16 protein-coding genes and 1 pseudogene are annotated in these 25,215 nt (G+C 64.6%); 8 read left to right on the forward strand and 9 right to left on the reverse strand.

The window, feature by feature from the left end:
* Positions 1–489, forward strand: a pseudogene (istB, locus tag HOLFODRAFT_RS25745) (IS21-like element helper ATPase IstB); the annotation flags it as partial.
* 330 nt (positions 490–819) lie between these two features.
* A complete protein-coding gene (locus HOLFODRAFT_RS19435; protein WP_005034142.1) occupies positions 820–1,473 on the forward strand; it encodes a GGDEF domain-containing protein in 654 nt (217 codons plus the stop codon).
* Positions 1,474–1,477: 4 nt separating this feature from the next.
* Here the strand turns inward: HOLFODRAFT_RS19435 and HOLFODRAFT_RS0204825 are convergent, their stop codons facing one another.
* The 5 genes from HOLFODRAFT_RS0204825 to HOLFODRAFT_RS0204845 all read right to left on the reverse strand — a co-directional run bounded on the left by HOLFODRAFT_RS0204825 (position 1,478) and on the right by HOLFODRAFT_RS0204845 (position 8,313).
* Positions 1,478–2,617, reverse strand: a complete 1,140-nt coding sequence (locus tag HOLFODRAFT_RS0204825) for a uroporphyrinogen decarboxylase family protein (protein ID WP_005034140.1) — start codon at positions 2,615–2,617, stop codon at positions 1,478–1,480.
* A gap of 191 nt (positions 2,618–2,808) precedes the next feature.
* The gene (locus HOLFODRAFT_RS0204830) at positions 2,809–4,857 is read right to left on the reverse strand and encodes an SPFH domain-containing protein (protein WP_005034139.1); all 2,049 of its coding nucleotides are present in this window, start codon (positions 4,855–4,857) and stop codon (positions 2,809–2,811) included.
* Positions 4,858–4,984: 127 nt separating this feature from the next.
* Positions 4,985–7,198: a CocE/NonD family hydrolase gene (locus tag HOLFODRAFT_RS0204835; RefSeq protein WP_005034138.1), complete on the reverse strand. Its 2,214-nt coding sequence runs from the start codon at positions 7,196–7,198 to the stop codon at positions 4,985–4,987.
* A gap of 175 nt (positions 7,199–7,373) precedes the next feature.
* Entirely contained in the window at positions 7,374–7,880 is a 507-nt protein-coding gene (locus HOLFODRAFT_RS0204840) for a matrixin family metalloprotease (RefSeq protein WP_005034137.1), read from the reverse strand.
* A 1-nt stretch (position 7,881) separates the two neighbouring features.
* Complete coding sequence (locus HOLFODRAFT_RS0204845) at positions 7,882–8,313, reverse strand: hypothetical protein (protein ID WP_005034136.1); 432 nt, start codon at positions 8,311–8,313, stop codon at positions 7,882–7,884.
* Positions 8,314–8,464: 151 nt separating this feature from the next.
* Here HOLFODRAFT_RS0204845 and HOLFODRAFT_RS19440 point away from each other — a divergent pair, with 151 nt between their 5' ends.
* Positions 8,465–12,526: a DEAD/DEAH box helicase gene (locus tag HOLFODRAFT_RS19440; protein WP_005034133.1), complete on the forward strand. Its 4,062-nt coding sequence runs from the start codon at positions 8,465–8,467 to the stop codon at positions 12,524–12,526.
* Positions 12,527–12,622: 96 nt separating this feature from the next.
* Here the strand turns inward: HOLFODRAFT_RS19440 and asd are convergent, their stop codons facing one another.
* The 4 genes from asd to thrA all read right to left on the reverse strand — a co-directional run bounded on the left by asd (position 12,623) and on the right by thrA (position 18,937).
* Positions 12,623–13,735 (reverse strand): aspartate-semialdehyde dehydrogenase, encoded by a 1,113-nt coding sequence (asd, locus tag HOLFODRAFT_RS0204855; protein ID WP_005034132.1) that lies wholly within the window; start codon positions 13,733–13,735, stop codon positions 12,623–12,625.
* Positions 13,736–13,922: 187 nt separating this feature from the next.
* Positions 13,923–14,957, reverse strand: coding sequence for a hypothetical protein (locus HOLFODRAFT_RS19445; RefSeq protein ID WP_005034130.1), 1,035 nt, complete (start codon positions 14,955–14,957; stop codon positions 13,923–13,925).
* A 185-nt stretch (positions 14,958–15,142) separates the two neighbouring features.
* On the reverse strand, positions 15,143–16,108 hold the full coding sequence (gene thrB / locus HOLFODRAFT_RS0204865) for a homoserine kinase (RefSeq protein WP_084053336.1): 966 nt from the start codon (positions 16,106–16,108) through the stop codon (positions 15,143–15,145).
* 345 nt (positions 16,109–16,453) lie between these two features.
* Complete coding sequence (thrA, locus tag HOLFODRAFT_RS0204870; protein WP_005034125.1) at positions 16,454–18,937, reverse strand: bifunctional aspartate kinase/homoserine dehydrogenase I; 2,484 nt, start codon at positions 18,935–18,937, stop codon at positions 16,454–16,456.
* Positions 18,938–19,367: 430 nt separating this feature from the next.
* Here thrA and HOLFODRAFT_RS0204875 point away from each other — a divergent pair, with 430 nt between their 5' ends.
* The 5 genes from HOLFODRAFT_RS0204875 to HOLFODRAFT_RS22650 all read left to right on the forward strand — a co-directional run bounded on the left by HOLFODRAFT_RS0204875 (position 19,368) and on the right by HOLFODRAFT_RS22650 (position 25,186).
* A complete protein-coding gene (locus HOLFODRAFT_RS0204875) occupies positions 19,368–19,739 on the forward strand; it encodes a response regulator transcription factor (RefSeq protein WP_005034124.1) in 372 nt (123 codons plus the stop codon).
* Between the two features lie 8 nt (positions 19,740–19,747).
* Positions 19,748–20,269: an NADH-quinone oxidoreductase subunit NuoE family protein gene (locus HOLFODRAFT_RS25035; protein ID WP_005034123.1), complete on the forward strand. Its 522-nt coding sequence runs from the start codon at positions 19,748–19,750 to the stop codon at positions 20,267–20,269.
* Positions 20,266–21,444: a complex I 51 kDa subunit family protein gene (locus tag HOLFODRAFT_RS0204885; protein WP_005034121.1), complete on the forward strand. Its 1,179-nt coding sequence runs from the start codon at positions 20,266–20,268 to the stop codon at positions 21,442–21,444. Before HOLFODRAFT_RS25035 ends, HOLFODRAFT_RS0204885 begins: the two co-directional genes overlap by 4 nt.
* 18 nt (positions 21,445–21,462) lie before the next feature.
* Entirely contained in the window at positions 21,463–23,391 is a 1,929-nt protein-coding gene (locus HOLFODRAFT_RS0204890) for an NADH-dependent [FeFe] hydrogenase, group A6 (RefSeq protein ID WP_005034114.1), read from the forward strand.
* A gap of 496 nt (positions 23,392–23,887) precedes the next feature.
* A complete protein-coding gene (locus HOLFODRAFT_RS22650) occupies positions 23,888–25,186 on the forward strand; it encodes a sensor histidine kinase (protein ID WP_005034112.1) in 1,299 nt (432 codons plus the stop codon).
* The last annotated feature ends 29 nt before the right edge of the window (positions 25,187–25,215 follow it).

Raw genomic sequence — 25,215 nt, forward strand, 5'->3', positions numbered from 1 at the left:
TCGCTCATGCGGAGAACATCCTGCTCCTTGGGCCACCAGGGGTGGGTAAGACCCACTGGGCCATCGGGTTGGGGCGGAAGTCCATCGAACGGGGCGCGAGCTGCCTGTTCGTGAGCGCCACGGCCCTGGTGGGTCAACTGATGCGGGCCGAGGCAGAGGGTCGCCTGGAGGAGCGTCTCCTGCATTTCTCGAAGCCCAAACTACTGATTGTGGATGAGCTAGGATATCTACCCTTCGAGCGGCGGGCGGCCCCACCTCATGTTCCAGCTCGTGAACCGGAGATATGAGCGGGGCAGCCTCATGATCACCAGCAACCAGCCAGTGGGTGCGTGGGGCGAGGTGTTCGGGGATACCATCCTGGCAACCGCCATCCTGGACCGACTGCTGCACCACAGCCACATCATCACCATCAAAGGCGAGAGTTACCGCCTGCGGGAGAAGCGCCGAGCCGGGATCGTCCCGGCCCCGGTGCCAGCGGCCACCACCTGAGCCGCACCCAGTGGGGTGTCCTCCGCTTCGGCCTACGGCCTACGCTCCAGACACCCCACGGGCTCATACAACAAGGGGGTCAATATTCGTGTCGCCGGGTGGGTTAATTTTCATGTCGCTTGACAGTCGTCTGGCGATGCGTCAACATCGCGATGACCAAGGAGCCTTCATTTACATGGAATTGCTAGCTTTCTTACTGCGCGGGCCCGCCACACGGCGCCACCCCCGCCGCGGAGCGGCTTCGTTCAACACCCCGATGCGGAGGAACTCCAGGGCATCGTCCGCGAACTGATCCAGGCCTATGAGCAGAGCGCCCGGGAGCAGAGACGCTTGGTTCGTGCGGGAGACCGCCAGCAGGAGCAGCTCCGGCAGATCACACGGGAACTCCAGGAGAAATCGCGGCTGTTGGAGGAGCAGGCGCGACACCTCCTCATCCTCAACACCGATCTGGCCCACGAAGTGGAGACTCGGAAGACCCTGGAGGTGGAACTGCGGGTCTTGGCCACGACAGATCCCCTCACCGGCGTATACAACCGCCGTCGTTTCCTGGAACTGGGGGAGTACGAGCTGGCCAGGGAGGCCAGGAATGGTCGCGGGGTCAGCCTCCTGGCCTTGGATATCGACCACTTCAAGCGGATCAACGACACCTACGGCCACGGCGTGGGTGATACGACCCTCGTGCGCTTCGCCCAGACATGCAGCACCTGCCTGCGTGGCCTGGACACCATCGGACGCGTGGGGGGTGAAGAATTCGCCGTCATTCTGCCGGAAACGAGGCTGGAGGGTGCCTGCGAAGTGGCCGAGCGCATGCGGGAGGCGGTGGGGAACTGCAGGATGAGTGGGCCTGAAGGTCCTTTCAACATCACCATGAGCATCGGAGTGGCCCAGCTTCTGGAAGGCGAGGGGTTCGACGAACTGGCGAAGCGGGCCGACGCAAAGCTATACGCGGCCAAACATGCAGGCCGCAACAGGGTCCAGACCTGAGCCACTAGTCGTAGCGCCCGAACTTGGCCAGGGTATCGAACATCGCCTTCACGTTCTCGTGGCGGGCATTGATGGGCATCATGCAGCCGGTGCTGAAGATGAAGCCTCCCCCCTTGCCGACCTCATCGATGAGGCGGCGGCAGTAGGTCTCCACCTCCGAAGGGCTGCCCACGGCGAGCATGGCCGCCGGAAGGTCCCCCGCCAGACAGGTGTGATCCTTGAGAATCTCCTTGGCCCGGAAGAGATCCGTGTCCCCATCGGTCTCGATGATGCTCTTTCCCTTGGGGAGTTCCAGGAACTTCTCCATCACCCGATCCCAGTTGGTGTCCAGGTGGAAGATGGGGGTCAGTCCCGCATCGATGAGACCCAGGGCCATTTTCTTCAGCCCAGGCCATACGAAGCGGTCGAAGTATTTGGGGCTCAGGAAGGCCGGACCGCAGCGGGTCAGCGAAACGAAGACCCTGGGATTCCCGGATTCCCGGCACTGGTCGATGGTGGCCTGGAGCCCGGTTCCGTCCACGATGTCCAGGATCTCCAGCAGGTCCTCCCCCAGCCGAAAGACATCCTGGGTGAACTTCTCCAGGGAGCGGGTCATGGAGAACATTTCGAAGGCGATACCGGAGGCGGCCCCATAGTACTGGGACTGGCCCCGATGCCGGGCGGCCTCACGTTCACGCAGGAAGAACTTCCTGTAGCGCCGCTCCCAGAGCAGGTAGTGGATCAGACCGGCCTTGGGGCGCACCCGCTTGGTCACGGCCATCATGTAACGCGTGAACCCTTTTTTACGGATACTCAGGAGCTCCTCCTGGGTGGCCAACTCCTCCTCCAGGATCTGGTACTGGGTATCCTCCGCCAGCCCCCCCTCTCCTGGGAGTACGACCTTCTGGAACCAGCGGTTCTTCAGCAGGGGGCCATAGCCCAGGAAGCTGTATGAGCCGCGGTTGCAGTCCCAGCCCGGGTAGGCCGCCTTGAGCCGATCCAGGCAATGGAGCCCCAGATCGAAGTCATTGAGGAACTGGATCTGGGAGATATGGGCGTAGCTTGCCGCATACCCATTGATGAAGGGGGCGCACACGATCCGATCGACGGGACGGAGTGCAATGGTGGCTTCCAACCGCTCAGTCGGTGGCATTTTTCCGTGCATGGTTCTGCCTCCTGATCAACGTGGAAAAGATCTGCAGCTAACCCAGGAGCCGGAAGGCACCTGGAAGGTCGGGCCATGTCTGTGGAGCAATGCGGATAGTTATCGTGTAGTAGACCTGAAACCAGAAGAGAGTCAACACCAATAAAAATAGCGCCGGGTTTCCCAGGCGCCACTGTGAAGGAGATAAAGATCTATTCACCCTTGGCGAACTGGCTCTTCAGGTCATTCCTCAGTTTCTCGGCCATGGGATCCCTGGGGGCCGTGGAGGGGATCCCGGCCATCTCGCCCACTTTCTGGCTCAGAAGCAGCCCCAGCAGGTTCTCGATGACACTGCCGCCCCCCTGGGAGCCGCCGCCCGCCATATTGATCTTGGGCACCACGTCCACCTGGGACTTCTCGATGGCCTCCGCAAAGCGGTTCATGACCTGCTGCACCAGCTGGAACTGGGGACCGCCGTAGGCCCGGACCTGCTCCTCGATGGCCAGGGCCTGGGCCACACCCACCCGGGCCGCCTGCTCGGCCTGAGCCTCGGCCATGACCTTGATGCGCTTGGCCTCACCCTCGCCCATGAGCCTGACCTTCTCGGCTTCGGCCCCGGCCAGGGTCTTGATCTGGGCCGCCTGCTGCTGGGCCTTGGCGTAGTCCGCCTTGCCCTGGTTGCTCTGCACCTCAATGCTGATGGCGGATTCGGTCAGGGCCGTCTGCTGCTTCGCCTTGGCCTCTGCCTCGCGGAGCTCCCGCTCCTTGGCCGCCGCGTTCTGCTGGCGCCCGTAGGTCTCCACCTGCTCGTCGGCGATCTGGCGGCTCCGGAGCTGGATGAGGATCTGCTCGATCTGGCCCCCCTGGGCGCCGCTGGTGGGGGTGCCGATCAGGACCTCCTGAAGCTCCAGGTTGTATTGGTTGAACTTCTCCTTCATCTGGACGCCGCTCTGCTCCTGGATGGCGCTGCGGTCCTGGATGAGCTGGATGAGGGTGCGGGTCTGGCCGATGTTCTTGAAGTAGGCGCTGACCATCGGGTCCAGGGTCTGCTCCACCAGTTTCTTGATGTCCCCGAAGCGCTGGATGACCAGAGGCGCCTTGCGGTAGTCGATATGGACAACGACTGACAAGGGCAGGCTGGGTTCGAAGGCATCCTTGGTGATGAGGCTGACCTCGCTGAGGTTCTCGTCGAACTTGTGGCTACCCACCTCCCCCTTGGTCCATTTGAGGATGAAGTTGGTGGTGGGCACCATGAGCACCTTGCCCGCGTAGGTGTTGAAGGCGTACTTGCCCGGCAGCAGAGGATCGCTCCAGACGCCCCGCTGGCCGGTGGTGACCAGCTCGCCGTGCCGGTACTCCTGGCCGCTGATATCGGCGCCCTTGTCCCCGGTGTAGCTCACCACCACACCCACGGTGCCCACTTCCACCACCGTCTTGGGGATCAGCTCCACGGTGCCGAAGAGGCGGTTGATGTAGTAGGTGCCTTCCACCAGCACCTGGTACTGGCGGCCCCGAAGGCCCCCGGCCCGCAGGAACTTGTCAGCGTCCTGGAAGTTGTTGTGGTAGGTGTCGGGCTTGGCGGGGTCCTCCCCCACCGACGGTGCGATGATCTCCCCTGCCCCGAGGCTGGGGCCGTCGTGGATGGTCACGACGCCCACGGAGTCGTCATTGCCCCGGATGATCACGGGTCGCCAACCGCCGCGCTCGGCGATGATGGCGCTCATCTTCTGGAAGGTCTCCAGTTCCGACTTGTCCAGGGGGAGGTAGTAGACCTGATCCTCGGTGAGCACCACGAATTGGGAGAGGTTTATGGCGTAGGTGCCTTCCCGCAGGATGGCCCGCTGGGGGCCCTTCTGGCCGCCGTTCTGAAGGAAGAGGGCGGTGTCCTGGAAGTCCTTGACCTTGACGTTGGAGGCCATGGCCTGGGTGGGGGGGAGATCCTGGCCGTCCCTGGCGAAGACATACCCGATCTTGCCCTGGGGAATGGTCACCAGGGGCATGCGGTGGATGCGGTAGATGAAGGGCAGCAGGATGTGCCAGCCGCCGCGCAGGAGCTGGGGCTGGAAGCCCGCCTCCCCATTGAGGGCGATGAGTCCGGACTTCACCGAGCCCCTGCCGCTCCACAGCTTCTCGACGATGCCCACCCGGTTGTTCGGGATGTAGCGAAAGGTCTTGAAAAAGAGGAACAGGAAGACGACCGCGAGCACCAGCCAACCTATGCAACTGGCCAGACTGAGACCAGCGGGATCAGGGATGTTCATGGCGTCTCCTTGGATGATGCATCCATGGTAGCGCCGCAGGCTCACGCGGAGGCGCGGAGAAGCGGAGGAAAAGCTGGATCACTTTCCTTTCTCCGCGCCCCCGCGCCTCCGCGTGAGTGCTTTTCCCTCAGCCCTTCTTCGGAAGCAAAGGCAACTGCACGTATGAGGGGTAGGTCTTGCCCGTGAAGATGCTGTTGGTGGAGCCGGGGCGGTATTCGTGCTCGTCGAAGCCGATCCAGGTGTTGCCCACGGGTTCGATGTCCAGGCGGATGCGCCAGCCCTTGCGGATGAGGCCGGTGGTGGGGAAGGTGCCGACTTCGCACTCCACGATCTGCCCGGGCTTCAGGGGCTGATGATCCTCCTGGGTGTGGGTGTAGACCGGGCAGTCCTCCCGGGTGAGGGTGGGGTCCTGCTTGCGGTGGGAGACCTTGAGGGCACCGAAGCCCAGGGGCAGGTACTGGCACATGCCCGTGGGGGGCGAGTAGCGCACCTCGACATTGTTCTCGTCGATGACGCGCAGGTTCAGGTGGATCTCCATGTCGTGGGTCGTGGAGGAGACGAAGAGCTGGGCCTTGATGTAGCCCGCGATCTCCATGTCCTCGGCCATGGGCTCGGAGATGAAGCTGGCGCCGGTCTTGGACTCGATCTGGCTGTGGTCCTCGTCGGCGTTGTAGGTGACGATCCCATCGGTGTCGGGCTCGGCCACCAGGCTGCGGAAGCCGCCGCGGTGACCGTCCGTGGTCACGGAGCCGGCCTTAGCGTCCAGGTAGAAGCGGGGGTAGCTGGTGCCGGGCACGGGCCAGTCGGACTCCTTGCGCCAGTAGTAGCCCCCCTTCCCCGTGCGGATCTGCATCTCCACCTTGGGCTGCTCCATGATGTCGTTGTCCTCGCCCTTGAGCCACTTGTCGAAGAAGGCGCGGAACTTGGACAGGTACTGGGGGTCGTACATCCAGAAGTGGATGCCGGTGTCGTTGATGACCATCAGCTTCTTGTCCTTGGAGCCGCAGCGGATGTAGGCCTCGCTGGATCCCTTCCCGTGCAGGGAGGCCCCGGGCTCCACCACGGGCCAGATGGGGTAGTCGAGCTTGGCGATATCGCAGGTGGAGGTGAACTCGGCGCTGGCGCCATAGGCCTCCTCGGTCCAGAAGGGATTCTCCCGGTTGTGGTCCATGAAGGTGCGGGCCTGGGGATGGGTCGTGGCGTTCATGTTGTCGGCCCGGTTGTAGAGGCCGCCGCCGCTGTAGATGTAGTCCCGGTAGCCGTCGTAGTCGCCCATGATGGGGATCATGGCCGTGAGGCCCTTGGGACGCTGCTGGGCAGCCAGGTACTGGGTCATGGCGTAGTAGGAGGCCCCCCAGAGGCCCACCTTGCCCGTGGACCAGGGCTGGGAGGCGGCCCACTCGATGCCATCGGCGTAGTCCCTGGCGGACTGCACACCGAACTGTTTGAGGTCGCCGGGGTTCGATCCGACTCCCCGCTCCTCCATGTTGATGACCACGTAGCCGTGGGGCACCCAGTCCTTGGCGCAGGGCTGCTCGAAGGTCTCGGAGATGGGCACCAACTGGGGCGGAGGCCCGTGGTGGACGATGGCATGACCAGGCTTGAGGCGGGGGATGGGCACCGCGGAACCGAAGCAGGGGCCCATGCGCTGGAAGAAGACCCCCTGGAGGAACTTCTTGGTCTCGGGATCGCCGTAGGTCTCGTGGAAGGCGTCCTCCGCCTTCTCATGGAAGCCGATCTCCTCAGGCGTCGTGGCGTAGCCATTGACGAAGCCCTTGCCGAAGACCCCCATGCACATGACCACGGGGTACTTGCCCTCCTTGAGGGGGCGGTAGACATCGGCCAGCACGAAGCTGCCATCCCGCATGGGGAGCTTGACGTTGGCCTCCTTGCGGATGCCCTGGATGCAGCGGCGCACCAGGTTCCGGGCCGATTCAACGCTCGTCAGGGCCTTGCCCAGCTTGCCCAGGACTTCCGTCACCGATGGATCAGCGGCGAAGTGCTCGTAGTCCTGCACGAAGTTGATGCGGTAGCGGTAGTCCTTCAGCACCTCGTTGACCTCAGGGGTGAAGGCCCCGATGGCCATGAGGAAGCGGGCCTCGTTGGTCACCTGGAAGTGGGAGATGCGGGTCACATCCCCGTGCACCTCCGCCACCAGATCCGCGGGTGTCATGAACTCCCGCCCCAGGCCGCTGCCCAGGAAGATCCCCGCCGCATCAAAACTCACCGTCTCGCCGGGGAGGTACTCGTACCCGCCGCGTTCGTCGAGCAAGCCGCAACGCGTCTCGGTCCGGTACCCCAGCCCCGTGATGCTGCCGTCCAGGAACAAGCCCTTGAGCATAAGAAATGTCCTCCTATTTAAAGCCGTTGCCATGCAGCAGAAGACAGGCGGAAAGCCGAGCCCGGGACTCCCTGTCCACTTCCCTCACCCGGACCTGACACCATGCTGCCTTCTGCTGACTAGAGCCAGATTCTAGAAAGCCCCTGACAGGAGCGTGATCCGGATCCGGCAGGGGCTATCCCGATTGGGCAGAAGCGGGTCCAAGGAGGGGACTGTCGAAGATGCGCCGGACCTGGAACCCATCCAGGTGGGCCTCGGCCCCCTGGGGGCCTCGATGGTACATGAGATTGCCCGGGTCTGCCGCATGCTCCAGCCCCAGCAGGTGTCCCAGTTCATGGGCGAGGGTGAGGACAGGAGCCCCGGCGGCGACCACGCATAGGTGCAACCCAGGATGGCTGAAGCCCCGGCAGAGCATGGGCGGCATGCTGCCCACGAAGAAGGCGACCACCTCATCCAGGGGCCATTGGTCGCGGTGGGCATAGAGATCAGCTTGCTGGGGCGTCAGCCGCCCGGGGTCCGTGATGACAATGGGCAGGGCCGACGGGTAGCCGCTGAGATGCCCCCGGGAAAGCAGCTCCACCTCGACCCCGATGGGGGCAAAGAAGCGGCAGGCCGCCTCCAGAGCCACCCCGAAGTCCTCGGCGAGGACCGAAAGGGCGTGGAGCCTCAGGTAGCTTGGCAAACTAGGGATTCATCCAATCCTGCTTCTTCAGCTTGACGTTCCCCGCAGGGTCGATATCGATGCGGTAAAGGCCCACGGGATCGCTGGAGGCCGTTTTCACCGCCTCCAGGACATTTCCGAAGGCCGAGGCAGTCTCCGCCAATCGGGAATCCGTCTCCCCGCCCAGCTCCGCCAGCATCCAGCCATCCTTGAGCTTGAGGTTCAGGTTCGAGCGCCCGAGCCCCGGCACGAGGTTGATGGTGAATTCCTGGCTGTAGTCGGGAAGCCAGAGGATCTCGCTCTTGAGCTCCTTCCCCTGGGAAGACACCAGTAGGTACGGGCGGGGCCGCACGAAGTGGACACCGCTGGAGGTATCGCCGGGTTTGACATGGGTCACGGTTACCCTGGCGCAGGAGAGGAGCAGGAAGGGGAGGAGCAAAAATGCCCTTTTCATCGCGCACACCCTAGAAGTTCCCGATATATTGGCTCATTCCGGCGAATGAATACAAATCATTTTTCATAATTTGCCATCTGCGGATTCCGAAAAAGGGGCGAGAGAAAAATCAAGACATGCACTCCCCGGTCATCACAGCTAACCTGATCGGATGCCGTTTTTTTTCTCCGACTCCATCTTTGACAAGCTCCAGCCCCTCCCTGAAGCGATCCTCATGGCCATGGGGGCCATCGGCCAGCCCGCGGCCCGGGGCCACTTGGCCCAGACCCTGGTGCGCTCGAAGGTAGCCCCCCAGGCCGCCCCCTGGATCAAGGATCCCGCCGCCATGAGCACCCTCATGGAGGTACTGAAGGATGCCGGTTTCGCCCAGGAACCCCGGAAGGGCTTCTGGGCCCTCACCCCCGAGGCCCGGGAAGTGGTCTGCCGCCGGGCCCACCGCAAGGGCTGCCTCAAGGCCCTGTCGGCGGTGGGCGCCGCAGGCTACGGCACGGGGGAAGTGGTGCTGGATGCCCTGGGACGGGATCTGGCAACCCTGCGGGTGGCCATGCTCACCGGGGAATCCAAGGACTGGCTGGCCGCCCAGGAGCGGGTGCGCCAGACCCACAGCCGCACCCTGGAACAGCGGGACCCCCTCTCCATCGTCTGCGGCGAACCCTTCGATGCCGAGTGGTTCGAAAGCCTGGCCCCCGCCGTCCAGAGCCACGCCGCCTGGGCCCTGCTCCACGATCAGGTGATCCTCGGACATATTAATAAAGATTTTATCGACTGGCTCCAGACCCGCAGCACCGGTAAGCGCACCCCCATCGGGACCGTGCTCGAGTACCTGATCCTGGAAGGCCGCCTGGAAGAGGCGGAAGCCCTCCTGGACAAGCTCAAGCCCACCCAGCGGAGCCTCACTCCCATCGCCCTGCTGGAGGCCACCCTGCGCCTGACCCAGGGGCAGGCCGCCCAGGCCGCTGAGGGCTTCGAGGCCGTCCTGGCCCAGCTCGGCCAGGGGGCCAAGAAGAAGGCCGTCCACCTCCCGGGGCTCATGGACCTCTTCTGCATCCTGGCCTTCCTGGGCCGCGGGAACGAAACAGGGCTCAAGGCCGCCTCGGAGCGCCTGGAACTGATGGGCCGCCGCCATATCAGCGACCCGCTGAGCGCCTTCCACGAGCCCCTTCAACGGGTGCTGCTCCACCTCCTGGGCCAGCCCGTGGTCCGCAGCGTGGTCCGCACCGCACCCATCGGCCTCGCGGCCTTCGTGGAACTCCTTTCGGACTACCTCTGCGAAGCCCGCCTGACGAACGAAGCCCTGGAGCACTGCGAAGCCCAGCTCCAAGGCCTGCCCCTGGGCCTTTTCCAGAAGGAAGCCGCGGAGCTGGCCCGCCGGGCCCGGGGAGGCATGGCGAACCAGTCATGCCCCTTCCTGGACCTGGTCTGTCACGAAGAGGGCTGGGAAAAGGCCCTGGAAGCCCTCCAGGGCATCGTGCGCCCCAACAGCGACCAGCGGCCGGGACGCCTGGCCTGGTGGGTCTGGCGGGACCCCGAGGCCCGCACCCCCTATGCCATCGAGGCCCGGGAACAGCGCCTGGACGGTCGGGGCCAGTGGTCCCGGGGCAAGGCCATCTCCATGAAGCGCCTCAAGGAGGAGAGCCGGGCCTACGACTTCCTCCTGCCCCAGGACCACGCCCTCCTGGGCTGCATCCGGGAGAACTGGAAGGGCTTCGAACTGGACTTCGAGGGGGCCCTCAAGGCCCTGGTGGGCCACCCCCTGGTCTTCTGGAGCGAGGGCGAGGTGGAGCAGGCCGCCCGGGTGGACGTGGTGGCCAGCCAGCCGGAGCTGCGGGTGCTGCGCAAGGGCGAGATCCTGGAACTGCGCCTGGATCCCCCCCTGACCGAAGAGGATGTGCAGGTGAGCGCCGAAGGCCTGGGCCGGGTGCGGATCATCGCCATCACGCCCGCCCACAGGAAACTTGCGGAAATTCTCGGAAACGGTCTCCAGATCCCCGCCAAGGCGGAACGGCAGGTCCTGCAGGCCCTGGGAGCCGTGGCCCCCATGGTGACGGTGCGCTCCGACGTGGCCATGACCGCCCAGGCGGTGAAGGACGCGGGCATGACGCGCATGGAAGGCCAGACCGGCGTTCACATGCTCCTCATGCCCTTCCACCAGGGCCTCAAGGCCCAACTCCGGGTGCGCCCCCTGGATGACGGCGAGTTCTATGTTCCGGGCGAAGGCGGCGCCAGCCTCCTCCTGGAGCGCCGGGGCCAGAAGCTCCTGGTGAGCCGCAACCCAGAGGCCGAGCGCCAGGGGGCGGAACGGGTGCGGGAGTCCCTGCCCACCCTGCCCCTGGACGAGGGGCTGACGGAGTGGATGATCGACGACCCCGAGCGCTGCATGAATCTCCTCATGGAGCTGGAGGCGGCCCAGGAGCTGGTGACCGTCCACTGGCCCGAGGGCGGGCGCCTCAATCCCCCCAAGAGCCTGGGCCTCAACGCCATGCGCCTGACCGTCAAGCGCCACGGCAGCTGGTTCGACGCCGAGGGTGAGATCCAGTTGGAGGACGGGCAGGTCATGGACCTTTCGGAGCTCCTGGAAGCCACCCGGGAGGGCGATGGCCGCATGGTGCGCCTGGGCGAGGGCAAGTTCGTGGCCCTCACCGAGCAGTTCCGCCGCCGCCTGGAGGATCTCCGGGCTCTGGGCGAAGAGAAGGGCAAGGGTCTGCGGCTCCACAGCCTTAGCGCCCTGGCCCTGGAGGGTCTGGCGGAGGAGCTGGGCGAGTTCAAGGCCGACAAGGCCTGGAAGGCCCTGGTGGAGCGCCTCCAGGAGGCCATGGCCCTGGAGCCCGAGCTGCCGGAGGACTTCCGCGCCGACCTGCGCCAGTACCAGGTGGAGGGCTACCGCTGGATGCAGCGCCTGGCCTTCGCGGGCCTGGGCGCCTGTCTGGCCGACGACATGGGCCTGGGCAAGACCGTCCAGACCCTCTCCATGCTCCAGGCCCGGGCCGGTGAAGGCCCGGCCCTGGTGCTGGCCCCCACCAGCGTGTGCCCCAACTGGACCCTGGAGGCGGAGAAGTTCGCACCCAAGCTCCGGATCCATCGCTTCGGTGAGGGCGACCGGGACCAGACCCTCCAGAGTGCGGGCCCCTTCGATGTCATCGTGTGCAGCTACGGCCTGCTCCAGCTGGAGGCCGAGCGGCTCCAGCAGGTGGCCTGGGGCACCGTGGTGCTGGACGAGGGCCAGGCCATCAAGAACGCCTTCACCAAGCGAAGCCAGGCCGTGATGGAACTCCAGTCCGGATTCCGGCTCCTCCTCTCGGGCACCCCGGTGGAGAACCACCTGGCGGAGCTCTGGAACCTCTTCCACTTCCTGAACCCGGGCCTCCTGGGCACTCTGGAGCAGTTCCGGAAGCGCTTCCAGGAGCCTGTGGAGCGGGATCTGGACGAGAACGCCCTGGGGCGCCTCCGCCGCATCGTCTCCCCCTTCCTCCTGCGACGCCTCAAGACCGAGGTGCTCAAGGAGCTGCCGGAGCGCACCGAGATCACCCTCGAACTGGAGCCCACGCCCCAGGAGCTGGGCTTCCTGGAAGCCCTGCGCCGCGAAAGCCTGGCGTCCCTGGAGAACAGCGAAGGCCAGGCCCTCCAGGTGCTGGCAGCCCTCACCCGGCTGCGCCGCGCCTGCTGCAACGCCAAGCTGGTGCAGGAGAACCTGGACATCCCCTCCGCCAAGCTGGAGGCCTTCCTGGAGCTGGTGGACGAGCTGCGGGAGAACGGCCACCGCGCCCTGGTCTTCAGCCAGTTCGTGGACCATCTGGGCCTGCTCCGCCACGCCCTGGACCAGCGGGGCATCAGCTACCAGTATCTGGACGGTTCCACCCCAGCCCGCAAGCGGGCCGCGGCGGTCAAGGCCTTCCAGGCCGGCGAGGGCGAGCTCTTCCTCATCAGCCTCAAGGCTGGAGGCACGGGTCTCAATCTCACCGCCGCCGACTACGTCATTCACATGGATCCCTGGTGGAATCCCGCCGTGGAGGACCAGGCCAGCGACCGCGCCCACCGCATGGGCCAGACCCGCCCCGTCACAGTCTACCGACTGGTGCTCAAGGGTAGCGTCGAGCAGAAGATCCTGGCCCTCCACGAAAAGAAGCGCCAGATGGCCGAGGATCTCCTGAGCGAAAGCGCCCTGGCCGCCAAGCTGGATGCCGGCGCCCTGATGGCCCTGCTGCGGGAGGACTGAGGCGAACGGCAGGCTCACGCGGAGACGCGGAGGGCGCGGAGAGATCAGCATCCTCTCCGCGCCCTCCGCGTCTCCGCGTGAGGAACCCCGCCAGGATCAGATCTTCCCGGATCCCAGGGCGATGAGCAGCATGCGGCGCACGGGCTCGGCGGCACCCCAGAGGAGCTGGTCGCCCACGGTGAAGCAGGTGAGGTACTCGGGACCGAGGTTCATCTTGCGGATGCGGCCCACGGGAACCGTGAGGGTGCCGCTGACGGCGGCGGGGCTGAGTTCCTTGAGGGTGGCTTCCTTCGTGTTTTCCACCACCTTCACCCAGGAGTTGTGGGCCTTGATGGTGGAGATGACCTCGTCCAAAGGCACATCCTTGGTGAGCTTGATGGTGATGGCCTGGCTGTGGCATCGCATGGCGCCGATACGCACACACTGTCCATCCACGGGGATGGGCTTGGTGGTGCCCAGGATCTTGTTGGTCTCGGCGAAGCCCTTCCATTCCTCCTTGGTCTGGCCGTTCTCCCAGGCCTTGTCGATCCAGGGGATGAGGCAGCCCGCCAGGGGAGCACCGAAGTTCTCAGTGGGGAAGGAGTCGCTGCGGATCACGGAATTCACCGTGCGGTCCAGCTCCAGAATGGCGCTCCTGTCGTCCAGCAGGGCGGCATCCACGCTGCCGATGGCCTTCATCTGGCGAACCAGCTCGCGCATGTTGCGAGCACCGGCACCGGAGGCGGCCTGGTAGGTCATGGCGGTCATCCACTCGACCCAACCCTTCTCGTAGAGGCCGCCCAGGGCCATGAGCATGAGGCTCACGGTGCAGTTGCCCCCCACGAAGTCCTTGATCCCCTTGGCCAGACCGGCGTCGATAACGCTGCGGTTGACGGGGTCCAGGACGATGATCGAATCGTCCTTCATGCGCAGGGTGGAAGCGGCATCGATCCAGATTCCCTGCCAGCCCGAGGCCCGCAGCCTGGGATGGATCTCGCTGGTATAGTCGCCCCCCTGGCAGGTGACGATGATGTCCATGGCCGCCAGGGCCGTGATGTCGTTGGCGTCCGCCAAGGGCGCGCTGGCAACGTTGGGTCCCTGGGCACCCACCTGGGAAGTGGAGAAGAAGATGGGTTCGAAGGAGCCGTCGAAGTCCTTCTCAGCCGTCATGCGCTCCATGAGCACCGAGCCCACCATGCCCCGCCAACCGATGATGCCGACCTTCTTCATCGCAAGTCTCCCGTCAAGGCGCCGATAAAATCACGGCACCACTGATTCGATTCTATCCGCTCGAAAGGCGGGAATCACGATTCATGGCCCCTGAACTGAACAGCTACCCAGGATGAAACGATAGGAAGGGCGCCGCTCCTCCTGTCCAGCGCCCCAGCCAGGAACGAGGTCCCAAGCCCCGTCGGACTCATTCCGTGATGGTGCAGTTCACCTGCTGAAACTTGGTTGTGCTGTGCATGGAGATCCCTGGCACCACGGGATACCAGCTCCCGCCCGTGTTGGCCCGGATGGTCGTGTCCTCAAGGTAGATGTTGCCGCTGTAGTCGTTGGTCACGAAGAAGATGGCCGAACCATAGGCTTTGACTTCGTTGTGCTCGATCAGCGAGTCGTAGATCGCCAGGGTCATGGTGTTGCCATCGTTGTAGATGGCCCCCCCGCTCCCCCCGCCTAGGGTTCCGCTATCTGCCGGGTTGCCCCCGTTGCCCACCGCCTTGTTGTAGGAGAAGGTGCAGTTGTAGATGGACCAGGAGACCCCGATGCTGCTGATGGCCCCGCCATTGGAGCCCTCGTTCCCATACCCCGCGGCCCCGCCGAAGATGCAGTTCACCAGGTAGACCGGCAGGCTGTTGTACTGGCTGGTGACCCGCAGGGCCTCGCCCCCCACATCAGCCCCGGTGCTGGCACAGACGTTGTTCTGGAAGGTGCAGTTCACGGCCTTGAAGCGCCCGCCCCGGACCCAGATGGCCCCCCCGCCGTCATAATCCGTTTCGGCCGAGGAATTTCCATCGATGAAGGTGAGGTTCTGCACCGTCAGGGTCGGCGTCGCCTGGTTGTCGCAGTGTTCGGTAGTCCAGACCTGCGCCTCATCACAGGTGTTCATGTAGAGGATGCGGGTGGTCCCTCCGCCGCTGAGGGTCACCAGACCTCCGCCGTCGATGACCACATCCGGGTGGCTGTTGATGACCTTCGCAGGCTCCGTGAGCTTGATAGTGAAGGGTGCCGTGCCGCCATTGAAGGTGATCTTCCCCCCCTTGGCCACGGCGGCGACAAAGGCCTCCGCCGTGCAGCTGGCGGGGGTACCCGTCCCGATCACCGTATCCGGGGAGGACACATCGTCCACCGTGGGCACCGTGGTACTCCCCGAGGCGCCTTCGGAACCGCCTCCCCCACAGGCCAGCATGAGCACGCACACCCCAATCGCGACCCAGTATCCCTTCCCCATGCCAACCTCCTTTACGTGGAAGCTCCCACACAACCAAGGAATAAGCAAGACATGGACCACTCCCAGAAAAGCACGGGAGGTGCGCGGAGGCAGTGTGCTATTGCTCTGAATTCATGCGCAAGAGGCAATAGCATGCCTAAAGAGATACACATGCCGCATAATGGATATATAAAACACAATTAATATCAGTAAACCTGGGCACCTCGCCCATCCAGCCTGCAGATCCACCCCTGGCTTCGGAGCCCCTCCTGGGCCAGAGCCTCCCCCATAGTCCGCTGGATGGCCTCGGCCTGGGCCAGGGAATCCGCCACCCCGAACATTGAGGGCCCGGAACCGGAAAAGGAGGAGCCCAGGGCTCCGGCTTCCAGGGCGGCCGCCTGGGCCCGATGGAAACCCGGCAGGAGAGGCGCCCGATAGGGTTCCGCCAGGGGATCCCGCAGACATGCCCGCAGGAGTTCCCGATCACCGGTGTGGAGGGCGTGAACGAAGCCTGCCAGGTTCTCGCCGAACGCCAAGGCTTGGGGTCGGGGCACCTCGGCTGGCAGCACGGCCCGACTCCGGGCGGTGGGCAGCTCGAAATCGGGGTGCACCAGCACGATCAGGAGATCCTCGGGCCAGGGCAGACGCCGAGCCCCCCTGGGCGTCACGAGCTGGAGTCCTCCCAGGAGGGAGGGCGCGGCGTTATCCAGATGGGCCCCGCCGGAGTAGACGCCCTCGGCCTGCCCCGCCAGCTCCAGCAGTTCTTCGTCCGAGAAGGGCTGCCCGCAGGCAGCCTGGAGCCCCGCCAGCGTAGCCACGATGGAGCTGGCGCTGGAGCCCATGCCGCTGTTGAGGGGGAGACGCTTCTCCAGGGTCAGGGAGAAGGGGCCGCAGGGCCTGCCGAGGCTTTCCATCCGGGCCTTGAAGAGAGCGTAGGTCTTCAGAACCAGGTTCTTGGCGGGATCGGGTGGCAGAGCTGAAGCGTAGAGCCCCTCGAGAGCGAAGGCATCCTCCTCCGCCGCCTCGATGAGGACCACATCCCCCAGGAGAGAGCCATCGAGGGGAGCCAGGGCAGCGCCCAGGAGGTCCAGCCCGGCAGCGAAGTTGCCGACGCTGGCCGGGGCGTAGGCCCGGATGGGATTCATTCCGGTCATGGCATTGCCCATAGTCATCGCTCCAAGAGTTCCAGCACTGAGATTGTCTTCGATTCCGCCCAGTGCCCTGGGGTTATCGCATTCCAACACCGGGAATCCCGATACAAAAGAAGAAATAGCCACAGATGCACACAGATTCACACAGATAAAGAAGCCGTCCAAAGGCGGGGCACCTTGGGCCGCCCGCACCCAGGGAGACGTCCTTGAACTGCCATGAAAGGGGGGACCGCCTGCTCGCTGCGCTCGCGATGTCCCCCCTTTGACCCCCACGTGATGGCCGGGCAAAGCCCGACCATCACGTGGGGGTCCATCCTGTGCATCCGTGGCTGGAAAGGCTTTTGAGCCCCTCCCGCACGGACCGGCTCAGGCACCCTTGACGGCGGTGCCCGTGGGAGCCAGACGCAGGACGTCGGAGAGTACGCCGGCCGCCGTCACTTCGGCCCCGGCACCGTAGCCCCGGATCACCATGGGATGGGGCTGGTAGCGCTCCGTAAGGAAGGAGAGGGCGTTCTCCCCCCCCTTGATGACCGCCAGGGGATGGGCCTGGTCCACGGCCTGGAGGCCCACGCGGCAGCCCTCGGGGGTGATGGAGCCGATGTAGCGGTAAGTCTGTCCCTGGGCGGCAGCCTTGGACAGCATCTCGCCGAAGCTGCCATCCAGTTCCGTCAGGCGCGCCATGAACTCTGGAACCGTCCCGCTGGCGTCAAAGGAGGCGGGCACCAGGCCTTCCAGTTGCACATCGGAGAGCTCCACGGACATGCCCATCTCCCGGGCCAGGATGAGGACCTTGCGAGCCACGTCCATGCCGTTGAGGTCATCCCGGGGATCGGGCTCGGTGAAGCCCTTGTCCTTGGCCTGCTTGACCGCCTCGGAGAAGGGAACCCCATCCCCCAGAAGGCCCATGATGAAGGAGAGAGTGCCCGAGAGGATGCCCTCGAAGCGAAGGACCGTGTCACCCGTGTGCACCAGGTTCTTGAGGGTGTCGATGACCGGCAGGCCGGCGCCCACGTTGGTCTCGTAGAGGAAGCGGCGCTGATGCTTGCGGGCGCGGTTCCGCAGTTCCCGGTAGAAGGTCATCTCGGAGCTGTTGGCCTTCTTGTTGGCCGTGACCACGTGCATCCCCGCGTCGAAGAAGGAGGGGTACTGGGCCGCCAGCTCAGGGGAGGTGGTGCAATCCACGAAGACCGGGTGCAGGGGACGGCGGGCCTTGATGGAATCCCGCAGGGCCTGGAGGTCCGTGGGCACACCCTTCTCTGCCAGGGTCTCCCGCCAGCAGTCGAGATCGATGCCATCGGGATCCAGAAGCATCTTCCTGGAGCCCCCCAGGGCCACCACCCGGAGATCCAGGCCGTAGGCCAGCATCCTGGATCGCTGGCCGCGGATCTGCTCCACGAGGCTTCCCCCCACATTCCCGACACCGAAGATGGCCACCTCAAGAACACCCTTCGTATCGAAGAAGCGCCGATGGACGTGGGCCATGGCCCGCTTGCCATCCGCTTCCCGCACCACCGCACTGATGCAGCGCTCGCTGGACCCCTGGACAATGGCCACCACGTTGCAGTCCACCTCGCCCAGAGCCCGGAAGAAGGTCCCGGCCACGCCGGACTTGGTCTGCATGCCGTCGCCCACGATGCTAAGGACCGCCACGCCGTTCTGCACATCCACCGAATCCAGGAGCCCGGCGGCCATCTCGGCCCTGAAGGATTCCTCCACCGCGGCCTTGGCGGGCTGGGCATCACCCTCCTGGACACAGAAGCAGATGGAGAGTTCGGAGGAGCTCTGGCCAATGAGGACCACGGAGATGTCCCGGGTGGCCAGGGCCTCGAATAGTCGGGCCGCCACACCGGGCACCCCGGCCATGCCGGAACCCGAGACGTTCACCATGGCCATGCCCTTAAGGAAGGAGATGCCGCGCACGCCGCCTTCGGGCTGGGGCACGTCCGCCTTGACGATGGTGCCGGGGTGCTCAGGATTGAAGGTGTTGCAGACCCGGACAGGGATGTTCTTGCCGCGCACGGGGGCGATGGTCTTGGGGTGCAGCACTTTGGCGCCGAAGTAGGCCAGTTCCATGGCCTCATCGAAGCTGACATAGGGGAGTGAGAAGCCATCGCTCACCACCCGGGGATCGGCGCTGTAGATGCCCTCCACATCGGTCCAGATCTCCAGGAGATCCGCATCCAGGGCCGCGGCAGCCAGGGCTCCACTGTAATCCGAGCCGCCCCGTCCGAGGGAGACGATCTTCCCCTGACCATCACCGCCGAAGAAGCCCGGCAGCACGAAGAGCTGGCTTGAGCCCTCCCGGACTGGCTTGAAGGCTTCCCGGATGGCCTCGGGCCGGGGCCGGGCCTGGAGGGGGTCACCCTCAGCCACGATGTAGTGGCGGGGGTCCAGATACTGGGGCTCCAGCCCCTTGGCCTTCAGGAGGGCCACCAGGATGGCGCAGGAGGCGCGCTCACCCAGGCTGGAGAGATTGGCCACCACCAGGGGAGAGCACTCGCCCAGGAGCATGATGCCCCGGAAGAGGCGGTCACACTCGCCCGCCAGGGCCTCCAGGGCCGCCCGGAGGGCCGGAGTCTCGCCCCCGAGATCCGCCTCGAGTTCGGCCACGGCCTTCTCATGGAGTTCACGGAAACGCTCGGCCACCGTGCCAGCCTGCCCCAGGTTGGCGGGCAGGACCGACTTGACCAGCAGATCCGTCACACCGGACATGGCGGAGGCCACGAGGCAGACGCGCCGCTCTGCGAGGGCCCTGGTCACCAGCGCGACCACGCCCCGCATCCTTTCAGAGCCGCCAACACTGGTGCCTCCGAATTTCATCACACGGAAGGATGGGACCGAGTTCGCCATGAAAACCTCTCAACGGAAGGGGTAGCCCTGATACAGAAAACCCCGCGGCTGTAAGCGCGGGGGTGAGTTGGACAAGGATTGAAAAGAGATCCGGCCACCTACCCCCGAGCGGGGTGAGTACCGCTAATGATAATGGAGCCGAGGCCACATGCCGACATCTCAGCGTGGAATCCGAGGAAATCCTGGGAGGCTGGTAACAAAAAATCCATCATGGCCCATTATCATCTGATATGCCCAAATTTGTCAAATCCCAATCGATATAAACAAAGTGAATAAAACACTTGCACGGAAAGAAAACGGACTCATAAGATGAATTTATTCCGTGATTATCCGGTGTGTGTCTGCCTGGTTTTTCAATGATCAAGCCACATGCTTGCCGTGATTCATCCACCTGAATGCCCTCAATGGGCTCTGCCGGAGGACCATTTCCATGGCGAAGATTCTCATTGTCGATGACGATCCCGATATCGTCGAGGCCAGCCAGCTCTTCCTGGCCAAGGAGGGCCACCAGATCGCCACCGCCAGCAATCGCGGGGAGGGCATGGCCAAGGTGGAGAGCTTCCAGCCGGACCTGCTGCTGCTGGACGTGATGATGGAGCTGCCGGACGATGGTTTCGTCATGGCCCAGGAACTGCGCCGCCAGGGCAAGACCTTCCCCATCCTCATGCTCACCAGCGTCTCCACCGCCTCGGGTCTGGACTTCGGTCGGGACAGCGAGATGGTGCCCGTCGACGACTTCCAGAGCAAGCCCATTGAGCCCGCCGCCCTCGTCAAGAAGGTGGCCGAGCTTCTGAAGAAATAGGAGTGCCCATGCTCATGACAGCTCACGAACGCCTGGCCGGAGAGATCCGGGACCTGGTCCAGAAGCTGGGTCGCAACCGCTCCTCCCTGGTCCCCATCCTCCAGGAAGTGCAGAAGCAGCATCACCGGATCGGCACCTATGCCATGCAGGTCATCGCCGACGAACTGGGCATCCACCCCGTGGAGGTCCAGAGCGTCGTCTCCTTCTATGCCTTCCTCGACGGCAAGCCCCAGGGCAAGTTCGTCATCCGCCTCTGCCGCACCATCTCCTGCGACATGAACGGCAAGAAGCGGGTGGCCCGCCAGCTGGAGAACGACCTGGGCATCACCTTCGGCGAAACCACCAAGGATCGCCACTTCACCCTGGAGTGGACCAACTGCATGGGGCTCTGCGACCAGGGGCCCGCCATGCTGGTCAATGACCGCCTCTACACCAAAGTGACCCCCGAGAAGGTCCACGAAATCCTTGAAGAGTGTCGCCGGACCTTCGGAGTCCACGCCACCGAGCGCAAGGAGGCGCACCTCGCATGAGCTCGATCCAGACCTATACCCAAGCAACCCCTGAGGCCGGCCTGAAGCGGGCCCTGGGCATGAGCCGTCCCGACATCATCCACGAGATGAACGAGTCCGGCCTGAAGGGCCGCGGCGGTGCGGGCTTCCCCGTGGGCGGCAAGTGGAACTTCGCCGCTTCCGCCAAGTCCGAGAAGAAGTACATCATCTGCAACGCTGACGAAGGCGAGCCCGGCACATTCAAGGACCGCGTGGTGCTCCAGGAGCACGCCGACTTGGTCTTCGAAGGCATGACCATCGCCGCCAAGGCCGTGGGCTCCAGGGAGGGCATCCTGTTCCTCCGAGGCGAGTACACCGACCTCAGGGAGCACCTGGAGGACACCCTGCAGCGCCGCCGGGAGCAGAAGCTCCTGGGTGACAACATCCAGGGCAGCGGCGTGGATTTCGACATCCGGGTCTTCATCGGGGCCGGTGCCTACATCTGTGGCGAGGAAACGGCCCTCATCGAGTGCCTGGAAGGGAACCGCGGCGAACCCCGCAACCGCCCCCCCTACCCCGTGAACACCGGCTTCAACGGCCACCCATCCGTGGTCAATAACGTCGAGAGCCTGGCCTCCGCCGCCTGCATCATGGGCCGGGGCGCCGACTGGTGGAAGACCATGGGCACAGCAAAGTCCACCGGGATGAAGCTCTTCAGCATCTCCGGCGACTGCGCCCGCCCCGGCGTCTACGAGTTCGATCTGGGCGTCACCGTGGCGGACATCCTCAAGGAAGTCGGAGGCGAAGGCGCCAAGGCCGTCCAGGTGGGTGGCGCATCCGGCCGCTGCATCCCCCCTTCCGAATACGCCCGAAGCATCGCCTACGAGGACATCCCCACCGGCGGCGGCAGCCTCATCGTCTTCGGCCAGCAGCGGGACATGCTCGATGTGCTGGAGAACTTCATGGACTTCTTCGGCGACGAGAGTTGCGGCCAGTGCACCCCCTGCCGGGTGGGCAACCTCAAGCTCCTCGAGGGCGTCAAGCTCCTGAGGGCGGGCAAGTGTTCCATGTCCTACCTCAAGGAACTGTGTGCCCTGGGCGAAACCATGCAGATCGCCTCCAAGTGCGGTCTCGGCCAGAGCAGCCCCAACGCCTTCCTCTCGGTCGTAGCCCACTTCCGTGACGAGATCATGGGCCGCACCTATTCCCAAGCCTGAGCGAGCGAGGATCCGAGCATGAGTGAAATGACCAATCCCGACACCAGCCGCCGCGTCCCCGCGAGCCAGCAGGCCATGAGCGTCCCCGTCCCCGGCAATCTCGACGCCATCGGCGCCACGGTCGGCGTCAACATCGACGGCGTCGATGTGAAGGTGCCCCTGGGCACCACCATCCTGGATGCCGCCAAGCAAGCCGGCATCAAGATCCCTACCCTCTGCCATCACGCCGACCTCTGCGTGGCTGGCGTCTGCCGCATCTGTTCCGTGGAAGTGGAAGGCCAGCGCACCCTCCAGGCCTCCTGCTCCTTCCCGGTCACCACCCCCATCAAGGTGAAGACCCACACCCAGAAGGTGCGCCAGGCCCGCCGCCACATCCTGGACCTGATGCTCTCCGAGCACTGTGGCGACTGCTACACCTGCGGCCGCAACGGCAACTGTGAGCTCCAGACCCTGGCCAAGGAATACGGCGTCGACTCCTTCCGATTCGGCCACGTGGAGAAGCCGGTCCACGAGATCGACCGCTCCAGCTACTCCGTGGTCCGGGACAACAACAAGTGCATCCTGTGCCGCCGCTGCGTGCGCACCTGCCTGGACCTCCAGGAAGTGGGCACCATCGAGGTGCTGGGCCGCAGCCACCAGAGCCACATCGGCACCTTCCTGGACAAACCCCTGGGCGACGTAGTCTGCATCAACTGCGGCCAGTGCATCAACCGCTGCCCCACCGGCGCCCTCCGGGCCAATGACCAGACCGACGAAGTCTGGGCCGCCATCGAGGACCCCAAGAAGCACGTGGTGATCCAGACCGCCCCCAGCCCCCGCGCCGCCATCGGCGAGTGCTTCGGCATGGAGCCCGGAACGGCCATGACCTTCGAGCTGAACACCGCCCTCAAGATGGCGGGTTTCGATCAGGTCTTCGACACCAACTTCAGCGCCGACCTCACCATCCTGGAGGAAGGCACGGAACTGCTGCTCCGCCTCAAGCAGGCCCTCCTGCTGCGGGAGCCCGGCGCGGTCTTCCCCCAGTTCACCTCCTGCTCCCCGGGCTGGATCAAGTATCTGGAGCACTTCTACCCCGAATACATCCCCAACCTGAGCACCGCCAAGAGCCCTCAGCAGATGTTCGGCGCGGTCATCAAGACCTACTACGCCGAGAAGCAGGGCATCGACCCCAAGGACATCGTCACCGTCGCCCTCATGCCCTGCTCCGCCAAGAAGTTCGAGTGCAACCGCCCCGAGATGGCCGACAGCGGCCACAAGGACGTGGACTTCGGCCTCACGACCCGCGAGCTGGCCAAGATGATCAGCGAGGCCGGCATCGACCTGCCCCGCCTGCCCAAGAGCGACTTCGACTCCCCCTTCGGTACCCCCTCGGGTTCCGGCGTGATCTTCGGCGCCACCGGCGGCGTGATGGAAGCGGCCCTGCGCACGGTCATCGAACTGGTGGTGGGCGTCAAGGTGGAGGACCTCTTCGAGCACGCGGACATCAAGCCCGTGCGCGGCTTCGAGGGCGTCCGTTACGTCGAGCTGGCCATCCCCCAGGTGGGCCCCGTGCCCGATCTGCTGAAGCCCCTCTTCCCCAGCTGGGACTTCCTCAAGGGCGCCACCCTCAAGGTGGCCATCGCCCACGGCACGGCCAACGCCAAGAAGGTCATGGAGGACATCAAGGCCGGTGGCCAGTTCTCCAAGTGCCACTTCATCGAGTTCATGGGTTGCCCCGGCGGCTGCCTGGGCGGGGGCGGCCAGCCCATCCCCACCACTCCCGAGATCCGTCAGGCGCGCGCCAAGGCCATCTATGCCGAGGATTCCGCCTACGAGATCCGGAAATCCCATGAGAACCCCGATGTGCTGAAGATCTACACGGAATTCCTCACCGAGGGCCCCTGCGGACACAAGAGCCACAAGCTCCTGCATACGCACTACACCCCCCGCGGGAAGTACATCGAGTAGACCCGCAGACTGAAAACCACGAAGCACACGAACAGCAGCAGGAAGAACACGAAGAAAGAAGGGGCCTCCCGGCTTTTCTTCGTGTTTTTCTCTGTCTGGCCGGAATGTTCACTATCCGCCTTACCTGCTGGCCCTTGAAAGAAGAATCGTCCACCGATAAACACCGATGCACACGGATCAAAGAAGCCGACAAGGGGCTGACACTCGGGCCTGCCCCGCGCAGCGGGGGCGCACGGCTTCGCCGAGCGCGTTTCGGGAAGGCTAGGGGGCTATGGCACGCTTGCGTGCCTCTGCCCCCTCGCCTTCCCGAAACCTGGCCAGAGCGTCAAGGTAAACAGCAGCCGTCTTTATCCGTGTTCATCCTGTGCATCTGTGGACCGAATTGCTTTTGCCTTTCAATGCCAAAGCCGCGCTCACTGCGTCCCAGATGAATGCCTTTTTCCCCTTTGCCCCCCCGGCGTGGGAAAATCCCTGAACCTCTTCCCGGACTCCCTGCATGCATGAACTGCAATCCACCTTGCACTACCTGGGCAACTACGATGCCCGGGAGGCAAGGACGCGCTTCCAGCCGGACGAGCAGGCCGTCCTGGACACGGTGAACCAGAAAGTCGCAGCGGCCTCGTCCATGGCCGAACTCATGGACTTCCTCTTCAAGGCCATCCAGGAACTCTATCCCTGCGACCGCATCGGGCTTGCCTTCATCGAAGACGAGGGGCGGCGCATCGTCTCCCACTGGACGAAGACCACCTACGAACCCGTGATCCTGAAGGTGGGCTACGCCGAGGATCTCTCGGGAAGCTCCCTGCGCCGGGTCATCGAGGGCGGGGCCTCCCGCATCATCTATGACCTCAAGCGCTACGAGGAGGAGCACCCCCGCAGCGCCAGCACCCGTCTCCTCGTCAGGGAAGGGGTCCGCTCCAGCCTCACCTGCCCCCTGATCCTGGAGGACCGCCCCTTCGGCGTCATCTTCCTGAGCTCCCGGGAGGAGCGGGTCTACACCCCCTACCATGGGCGCCTCTGGCGGGCCATCGCCGAGCGCATTTCCCAGGCCGTGGAGAAGGCCTGGCGCATCGAAGAGCTGGTGGCCGCCAACCAGGCCTACACCGAGATGCTGGGCTTCGTGAGTCACGAGCTCAAGAACCCGGTGGCCAGCATGATCACGGACGCCCGGGTGCTCTCCCAGGGCTACCTGGGCCCCATGGAGCCCGTCCAGGTGCAGAAGCTGGAGCGCCTCATCAAGAAGGGGGAATACCTGCTGGATCTGGTGCGGGAATACCTGGATCTGGCCCGCATGGAGGGGGACAAGCTCCACCTCAAGGCCAGCTCCTGCCACCTGGTGGAGGACCTGCTGGAACCTGCCATCGAGCTGGTGCAGTCCCAGCTCCAGGAGATGAACGTCACCCTGGAGCGCATCTACCCGGATTACACTTGGCCCGCAGACTGCGACCCCCAGCTCCTCAAGATCGTGATGGTGAACCTCCTGGGCAATGCCGTGAAGTACGGCAACCCCGACGGACACATCCAGGTGCGCCTGGAGCAGCTCCACGACCGCTTCGTCATCACGGTCTGGAACGAAGGCCCGGGTTTCCCCCCCGAGGAACGCCCCCGCCTCTTCCGGAAGTTCTCCCGGCTCCAGACCCCGGAACTCCTGGCCCGCAAGGGGACGGGGGTGGGGCTCTACACTGCATGGCGCGTGGTCAACCTCCACGGAGGCCGCATGAACGCCCGTTCCGAGCTTGGCAAATCCGCCGAATTCAGCCTGGAGGTCCCTCAGCCGCTACAATGTACCATTTGAGAGGCCGTTGATCCCTCTCAGGTGCGAGT

Origin of the sequence: Holophaga foetida DSM 6591 (assembly GCF_000242615.2) — a bacterium.
Lineage (GTDB): Bacteria > Acidobacteriota > Holophagae > Holophagales > Holophagaceae > Holophaga > Holophaga foetida.